This is a genomic window from Mycobacterium sp., assembly GCF_032159565.1.
In the GTDB taxonomy this organism is placed as follows: Bacteria; Actinomycetota; Actinomycetes; order Mycobacteriales; family Mycobacteriaceae; genus Mycobacterium.
In genome coordinates, this window is record NZ_JAVHWR010000084.1 from 1 (window position 1) to 7,817 (window position 7,817).

10 protein-coding genes are annotated in these 7,817 nt (G+C 67.4%); 8 read left to right on the plus strand and 2 right to left on the minus strand.

All coding sequences use genetic code 11. The features are described 5' to 3' along the window. The 5 genes from QOC76_RS10630 to QOC76_RS10650 all read left to right on the plus strand — a co-directional run. Nucleotides 1-368 (plus strand): proteasome activator (locus tag QOC76_RS10630; protein WP_526356797.1); only part of this gene is annotated, 368 nt, incomplete at its 5' end. 11 nt (nt 369-379) lie between these two features. After that, complete coding sequence (gene wzt, locus QOC76_RS10635; protein WP_526356798.1) at nt 380-1,189, plus strand: galactan export ABC transporter ATP-binding subunit Wzt/RfbE; 810 nt, start codon at nt 380-382, stop codon at nt 1,187-1,189. Beyond that, nucleotides 1,182-2,099 carry a galactofuranosyltransferase GlfT1 gene (glfT1, locus tag QOC76_RS10640; protein ID WP_526356799.1) on the plus strand — a complete coding sequence of 306 codons (918 nt, stop codon included), beginning with the start codon at nt 1,182-1,184 and terminating at the stop codon, nt 2,097-2,099. Before wzt ends, glfT1 begins: the two co-directional genes overlap by 8 nt. Further along, nucleotides 2,096-2,926, plus strand: a complete 831-nt coding sequence (gene wzm / locus QOC76_RS10645) for a galactan export ABC transporter permease subunit Wzm/RfbD (RefSeq protein WP_526356800.1) — start codon at nt 2,096-2,098, stop codon at nt 2,924-2,926. Before glfT1 ends, wzm begins: the two co-directional genes overlap by 4 nt. 43 nt (nt 2,927-2,969) lie before the next feature. Next, nucleotides 2,970-3,299 carry a TFIIB-type zinc ribbon-containing protein gene (locus QOC76_RS10650; RefSeq protein ID WP_526356801.1) on the plus strand — a complete coding sequence of 110 codons (330 nt, stop codon included), beginning with the start codon at nt 2,970-2,972 and terminating at the stop codon, nt 3,297-3,299. Here the strand turns inward: QOC76_RS10650 and QOC76_RS10655 are convergent. Both QOC76_RS10655 and QOC76_RS10660 read right to left on the minus strand, forming a co-directional pair. Next, nucleotides 3,296-4,036, minus strand: a complete 741-nt coding sequence (locus tag QOC76_RS10655; protein WP_526356802.1) for a phosphotransferase family protein — start codon at nt 4,034-4,036, stop codon at nt 3,296-3,298. The two genes, QOC76_RS10650 and QOC76_RS10655, sit on opposite strands and share 4 nt — an antisense overlap. Before the next feature lie 10 nt (nt 4,037-4,046). Next, entirely contained in the window at nt 4,047-4,517 is a 471-nt protein-coding gene (locus QOC76_RS10660) for a carboxymuconolactone decarboxylase family protein (RefSeq protein WP_526356803.1), read from the minus strand. A 49-nt stretch (nt 4,518-4,566) separates the two neighbouring features. Between QOC76_RS10660 and pdxR the strand changes: the two genes are divergently transcribed. The 3 genes from pdxR to QOC76_RS10675 form a co-directional block, all read left to right on the plus strand. Continuing rightward, on the plus strand, nt 4,567-5,985 hold the full coding sequence (gene pdxR, locus QOC76_RS10665) for a MocR-like pyridoxine biosynthesis transcription factor PdxR (RefSeq protein WP_526356804.1): 1,419 nt from the start codon (nt 4,567-4,569) through the stop codon (nt 5,983-5,985). Nucleotides 5,986-6,015: 30 nt separating this feature from the next. Next, the gene (locus tag QOC76_RS10670) at nt 6,016-6,492 is read left to right on the plus strand and encodes a nitroreductase family deazaflavin-dependent oxidoreductase (protein WP_526356805.1); all 477 of its coding nucleotides are present in this window, start codon (nt 6,016-6,018) and stop codon (nt 6,490-6,492) included. An 81-nt stretch (nt 6,493-6,573) separates the two neighbouring features. Further along, a partial coding sequence (locus tag QOC76_RS10675) for an HNH endonuclease signature motif containing protein (protein WP_526356806.1) occupies nt 6,574-7,817 on the plus strand: 1,244 nt, incomplete at its 3' end.

The window sequence follows — 7,817 nt, forward strand, 5'->3', positions numbered from 1 at the left end:
AGTTGCTGGAGGAGGTGCGCAGTGCGCCGTTGGACGAGGCCGGCCGCACCCGCCTAGCCGAGATCCATCGCCGCTCAATCACCGAGCTGGAGCAAGGTCTCGCACCCGAGCTCATCGACGAGCTGGAGCGGATCACGTTGCCGTTCAGCGACGACGCGCCCTCCGACGCCGAGCTGCGCATCGCACAAGCCCAGCTCGTCGGCTGGTTGGAGGGCCTGTTCCACGGCATCCAGACTGCGCTGTTCGCCCAGCAGATGGCTGCCCGCCAGCAGCTGGAGCAGATGCGCCAAGGCGCGCTGCCGCCCGGGATGAGCGCACCCGGTCAACGCGTCGGGCCCGCGTCAACCGGGACCGGCCAGTACCTCTAGCGGCGACTTCGGTGACCCACCCCTCAAAGCCGCACATCGAGACGCGCAACGCGTGGGTGGAGTTTCCCATCTTCGACGCGAAGGCGCGCTCGTTGAAGAAGGCGTTCCTCGGCAAGGCAGGCGGCACGATCGGCCGCAACGAGTCCAATGTCGTTGTCATCGAGGCTCTGCGGGACATCACGATGTCGCTGGAACTCGGCGACCGGGTGGGTCTGGTCGGTCACAACGGGGCGGGCAAGTCGACGCTGCTGCGGCTGCTGTCGGGCATTTACGAACCCACCAGGGGCGTCGCGAGCGTGACCGGTCGGGTGGCGCCGATATTCGACCTCGGCGTCGGCATGGACCCCGAGATATCAGGCTTCGAGAACATCATCATCCGCGGCCTCTTCCTGGGTCAGACCCGCAAGCAGATGATGGCCAAGGTCGACGAGATCGCGGAGTTCACCGAACTCGGCGACTACCTGTCCATGCCGTTGCGCACCTACTCGACCGGCATGCGGGTGCGGCTGGCGATGGGGGTCGTCACGAGCATCGACCCCGAGATCCTTCTGCTCGACGAGGGCATCGGCGCCGTCGACGCCGAGTTCCTGAAGAAGGCGCAGACACGGCTGCAGGGATTGGTCGAGCGCTCCGGCATTCTCGTCTTCGCCAGTCACTCCAACGAGTTCCTGGCCCGGTTGTGCACGACCGCGATGTGGATCGACCACGGCACCATCAAGATGACCGGCGGCATCGAGGAGGTCGTGCGCGCCTACGAGGGCGAGGACGCCGCGCGCCACGTGCGCGAGGTGCTCGAAGAGAATGCCCGTGCGAGTGACTGAGACCGTCTGCGCAGTGCTGGTGACCCACCGGCGACCCGACGAGTTGACCAAGTCGCTGGACGCGCTCACCACGCAGAGCCGCGCACTCGACCACATCGTCGTCGTCGACAACGATGACGACGAGTGGGTGCGCGACATGGTCGCCGGCCAGCCCGTTGCGACCACCTACCTCGGCTCGCGCCGAAACCTCGGCGGCGCAGGTGGTTTCGCTCTCGGAATGCTGTACGCGCTCACGCTGGGCGCCGACTGGATCTGGCTGGCCGACGACGACGGACGCCCGCAGGACCGAAACGTGCTGGCGACCCTGCTGGCATGCGCCGAGAAGCACGCTCTGGCCGAGATCTCGCCGATGGTGTGCAACATCGACAACCCGGACCAGCTGGCGTTCCCGCTGCGCCGCGGTCTGGTGTGGCGCCGACTGGTCAGTGAACTGCGCACCGAGGGCGAAGCAGTGGGCCCACCCGCGTGCTGGGGACTGTTGCCGGGTATCGCGTCGCTGTTCAACGGGGCCCTGTTTCGCGCGTCGACCGTCGAGGCGGTCGGCGTGCCTGACCTCCGGCTGTTCGTGCGCGGCGACGAGGTGGAACTGCACCGCCGGTTGGTGCGCTCCGGGCTGCCATTCGGAACATGTTTGGACGCAGTCTATTTGCATCCCTGCGGCACAGACGAGTTCAAGCCGATCTTGGGTGGCCGGATGCATACGCAGTACCCCGACAACGAGGCGAAGCGGTTCTATACCTACCGGAACCGGGGTTATCTCTTGTCGCAGCCGGGCCTTCGCAAGCTGCTGCCGCAGGAGTGGCTGCGGTTCGGCTGGTACTTTCTGGTGTCCCGTCGGGACCCGCGAGGACTGGCGGAATGGGTCCGGCTCCGCAGGCAGGGCAGGCGCGAGAGGTTCGAAAAGCCATGACGTTCACCGACGCCGCCGCTCAATCGAGGACGATGACGCGCGCATGGGGCGACCTCGTCGCCGGCTTCGCGCGCCGCGAGTTGTGGGCGCACCTGGGCTGGCAGGACATCAAACAGCGCTACCGCCGGTCGGTGCTCGGACCGTTCTGGATCACCATCGCCACCGGTGTCACGGCGATCGCGATGGGCGGCCTGTACTCGAAGCTGTTCAAACTCGAGCTGTCCGAGCACCTGCCCTACGTCACGCTCGGGCTGATCATCTGGAATCTGATCAACGCGGCGATCCTCGAAGGCGCCGACGTGTTCATCGCGAACGAGGGGTTGATCAAGCAACTGCCGACGCCGCTGTCGGTGCACGTCTACCGGCTGGTGTGGCGCCAGATGATCCTGTTCGGACACAACATCGTGATCTTCGTCGTGATCGCGATCATCTTTCCGAAGCCGTGGTCCTGGGCGGATCTGGCCGTCATCCCGGCGTTGGGTCTGATCGTGCTCAACTGCGTATGGGTGTCGCTGTGCTTTGGCATCCTGGCGACCCGCTATCGCGATATCAGCCCGCTGCTGTTCAGCCTTGTGCAGCTGCTGTTCTTCATGACGCCGATCATCTGGAACGAAGCGACGCTGGAACATCAGGGAGCGGGCCGGTGGGCCAAGATCGTCGAGTTGAACCCGCTGCTGCACTACCTCGACATCGTGCGCGCACCGCTGCTCGGGGCGGACCAGGAATTGCGGCACTGGGTCGTCGTGGTGGTGCTGACCGTCGTCGGCTGGATTCTCGCTGCGCTCGCCATGCGCCAGTATCGCGCACGCGTGCCCTACTGGGTTTAAGCGTTTTCAGGCACTTCACAGGATGCTCGGGCGTTGATGAGTCATGAGCATCCCGCCGTACGAACCCCCCAAGTCCCCCGCACCCACCGGCGTCGGTAACACCCTGCTGTGTCCGAAGTGCGCCGGGGTGATGAAGACCTACGAGCGCAACGGCATTCACCTGGAGCAGTGCGATACCTGCAAGGGCATCTTTTTGGACTTCGGTGAGCTCGAGTCACTCACCCAGATGGAGAACCGGTTCGTCCAGGCCGCGCCGCCGCCGCCGTCGTCTCACCAGCCGGGTTACGGGTACGACGACGGACCGGGTTGGGGCCATCGCGGCAACAAGCACTATCGCAAGCAGGGCTTCGGCAGGCTGTTCTTCTCCAGCTAGCGCATTCGCGCGCAGGCGGCGATCAGCATCTCGTCGTCGGGGTGGTGGGCTGCCGCGCGCACGACGGCAGCGCGGGCGAACGCGTCGAGCACCGGCCACGGGTCGCCCTCCAGCACTGCCGGACCACCTGCGTCGCGGTACGCGTCGAGGAACTGTGTCCAGTCGTCGTCGGGGATCAGGCCCGCCGCCCAGAACCCGGCCGGGCGGGCCAAGTCCCACGCCGGATCGCCGACGCCGAGGTCGTCGACGTCGATCAGCAGCCACGGCTCATCGGCCGACCGCCTGCCCAGCTGGCCCAGATGCCAGTCGCCGTGCACGAGCGTCGACGGCCGCCCCGGTGAGGCTGCCTGCCAGGCCTCGTCCGGCAGCGAGGCGGCCGCGCCGCGCACAACATCATTTCGCCGCGCGGTGTGGACTGCGCGCCTGAGCCGCTGCGGCCAGCCGTGCGCGGGTGTGCGTGGCGGCACCGGCTCGGAATGCAACCGGGCGAGCAGTCGCCCCGCGTCGGCCCACGGCAGGCCGACTGGTTGTGGCGCAACGGTTTTCACCCACGGCCAGCTGGATCGCCACTGTGACCCGGCCCGCTGCGGAACTGTGTCGAGCGGCGATAGGAAAGAACCCGACTCCGCGGCGATGCGGAGCCGGGTTCTCAGTAGCCTGGGGTCGGTGCCCGGCCGGTGCAGCTTGCTGACCACGTCGCCATTGACGATGATCTCCGCACCGGACCGGGTCTGCACCCCTCGAGTATCAGCGGCGGGGCACTGCCGTGCGGACCGTCACGTTGATCCGGTTCCACGCGTTGATGGTGACCGCCATCGCGATGACCTGTCCGAGCTCGCGCTCGGTGAAGACCTCTGCGGCTCGCGCGTACACGCCGTCGGGGACGCCGTCGGAGACGCTGGTGATCGCCTCCGTCAGCGCCAGCGCCGCCCGCTCACGGTCGGTGAACAGGTCGCCGGCCTCTTCCCATGCGGCGAGGACATCGAGCTTCTGCTCGGTGACGCCGTGCTTGCGGGCATCGACGAGATGCATGTTGAGGCAAAACGCGCAGTGGTTGATCTGCGACGCGCGGATCTTGATCAATTCGCCGATCTCCGGCTCGACCTCGATGGCTGACGCCGCGCTCAGCGTCATCATCGCGTCCAGCAGCTCGGGCGACGACTTGTAGATCTTGATGCGGTGGTTGGCGTGCAGTCGGGTTTCCAGTGTCGTTGTCATGACACCAACGCTAAGGCGGAAAGAACCATCTGAATGGTTCAATTGGTACGTGACTTCATGGGCCAATTCCGGGAGCCGAGATCTCCACCTCGACCTCCGCTCCGTCATCACGCCGGGAGCGCGAGGGGCCAGAGAGCTGCTGCTCACCGCGCTGCGCGACGCCGTGCGGTCCGGCCGGTTGGCGCCAGGGTCGATGCTGCCGCCGTCGCGCAGCCTCGCCGCTGACCTGGGATTGGCGCGCAACACCGTGGCCGAGGCGTACGCCGAACTGGTCAACGAGGGCCTGCTGGCGTCACGACAGGGTGCCGGCACCTGGGTGCTCAACGCCGGGCGAGCGCGCACGCCGCCGCGACCCCGCGGCGCGCGGCCTGCACCCGTCCACAACCTGATGCCCGGCTCACCGGATGTGTCGGAGTTTCCGCGGGCCGAATGGCTCGCCTCCACCCGCAGGGCGCTGTCGACCGCGCCGACGGAGGCGCTGCGGATGGGCGATGCACGGGGCAGGCCGGAACTGCGCGACGCGCTCGCCGATTACCTGACTCGTGCCCGCGGCGTACGAACGTCCGCGGAGTCGATCGTGGTGTGCGCGGGCGTGCGCCATGGGGTCGAACTGCTTGCGCGGGTGTATCGCGGACGCGGCCCGATCGCCGTCGAGGCCTACGGGCTCTTCATCTTCCGCGACGCGCTCGCCGCGCTGGACGTGCCGACGGTACCGATCGGTGTCGACGAACGCGGCGCGGTCATCGACGACCTCGAGAGACTGCAGACACCCGCCGTGCTGTTGACGCCCGCGCACCACAGTCCGTTTGGGATGCCGCTGCACGCCGCGCGCCGCACCGCCGTCGTCGACTGGGCACAGCGCACAGACGGTTACGTCTTCGACGACGACTACGACGGGGAATTCCGATACGACCGCCAACCGATCGGAGCGCTGCAGGCACTGTGCCCGGACAGGGTGGTGTATCTCGGATCGGCCAGCAAGAGCCTGTCGCAGGCGTTGCGGCTGGGCTGGATGGTATTGCCGGACAACCTGATTGACCCAGTGACGGACGCTGCGGGAGGGCAGCAGTACTACGTCGATTCGCTCTCGCAGCTGACGATGGCCGACTTCATCGGCACCGGCGGCTACGACAAGCACATCAGGCGCATGCGGATGCGCTATCGCAGGCGGCGCGACGCCCTCGTCGACGCCCTGTCCGAATTCGACGTCAACATCAGCGGGCTGTCGGCTGGCGTGAACCTGCTGCTGACTCTGCCTGACGACACCGAGCACGAGGTGCTCCGTCGCGCCGGTGAGGCGGGAATTTCCGTGCAGGGTCTGTCGATCATGCGTCATCCGCTGGCCGGGCCGGACGTGCCCGATCCCGACGGGATCATCGTCGGCTTCGCGGCGCCGGCCGACCATGCGTTCGCCTCGGCCGTTGATGCGCTTTTGGCCGTGCTGAAGGCCTCCGGGCTGGCACAGTAATGCGCTATGAGCCCAAAGCAGCGTCGCCACATGGGTGTATACGAGCGAACGCTGGAGAAGTTCGCGCGCATGCCCGTCGGCGACTGGTACATGAAGCGGGTTGCGCCCCGGCTCGATCCGCCGCTGCTGCGCCTCACGGGCGGACGGGTCAGTTCCGTGTATCCGGTTCCGATCATGCTGCTGACGACGAAGGGCGCCAAGACGGGCCAGCCGCGGACGCTGCCGCTCCTGTACGTCACCGACGGCGACCGGCTGATCTTGATCGCGTCGAATTACGGCAACACGTCTCACCCGGCCTGGTACCGCAACCTCGTCGCGAACCCGAAGGCGGAAGTACTCGCGGGCAAGAGGAGCGGTACCTATTCGGCCGCCGAAATCACCGACTCCGTGGAGCGTGATCGCGCGTGGCACCTCGCACTCGACATGTACGCGGGCTACGGGGACTACGAGGGCAGGGCGGGCGACCGCCGGATTCCTTTGGTCCGGTTGGAGCGCACGATCGGCTGAGTTATTCACAGTCGTATTTTCATCCGCAGGTGCGGGGTGAGCTGCTGGTTTGGTTCGGCGGTGGCGGCTAGATTCGAATGCATGTTCGACTCGGAGTTCGCGGCCGCCTCTGATGAAGAGCTGGTGGCTGCGATCGAGGATGGGGTCCGGCAGGAGGCGATCGCCGGTGCGCGGCGCTTCGCCGCGATCGCCGAACTGACTCACCGCCGGATCGATGACGATGACGCGCGCGTGTGGTGGGCGTTCGACCCATGGGACTCGACGGCCGCCGAAGTGGCCGCGGCCATGGCGATCGGTCCTCGCCGCGCGTCGGGGCAGATGCGTATCGCCGAAGCGCTGCGCGAGCATCTGCCCCAGATCGCGGCCTTGTTCGTCAAAGGTGCGCTCACTACCCGGCTGGTTTCGGCGATCACGTGGGGCACCCGGCTGGTGCAAGGCGACGAGGCCTGGGCCAACATCGACGCCGCGATCGCCGAAAGCGCCCTCAAATGGGAGCGCCTGTCAGAGGACAAACTGCGCGCCGCCGTGGAGATGCAGGTGGCCCGTTATGACCCCGACGCCCAACGGCGCACCCAACAAAACACTCGCGGCCGTGATTTCACCATCGGCGCCTGTGATGACGACGCCGAAACCGTCTCAGTGTGGGGGCGACTGCTGGCCCCCGACGCCGCAGTGATGAAACACCGCGTCACCGCGATGGTCAACGGGCTGTGCGACAGCGATCCGCGCAGCGCCGGTGAACGCCGCTCGGATGCCGCCGCCGCGATCGCCAACAACAACGACACCTTGGCCTGCCGATGCGGATCACCGGCCTGCCCCACCGCCGGTGCGACCCCCAAATCCCAGGTGGTGATCCGGGTGATCGCCGACCAAGCCGCCATCGACGCCGCCACCAACCAACCCACCCAACCCGCCCAGCCCGCCGCCGAGCCGGCCACCGCGCAGCAGCCCGCCGCCGAGCAGCCCGCCCATCCCGCCGAGCCGGCCACCGCCGCCGAGCAGCCGGCCCGGCGCCCGGCGGCGCCGGCGCTGCTGTTAGGTCACGGGGTGCTGCCCAATGCGCTGCTGGCCGAGGCCATCCGCGCCGGGGCCACCATCAAACCGATCCGGATGCCCAGCGACCAACCCGAGCCGCACTACCGGCCCAGCGACGAGTTGGCCGAGTTCGTGCGGACGCGCGATCTGTTCTGCCGTTTCCCCGGCTGCCCCGTCACCGCCGACCGCTGCGACCTCGACCATGTCCGACCCTGGCCGTGGGGTCCCACCCACGCCTCCAACCTGAACTGCAAATGCCGCCCACACCATCTGATGAAAACGTTCTGGAC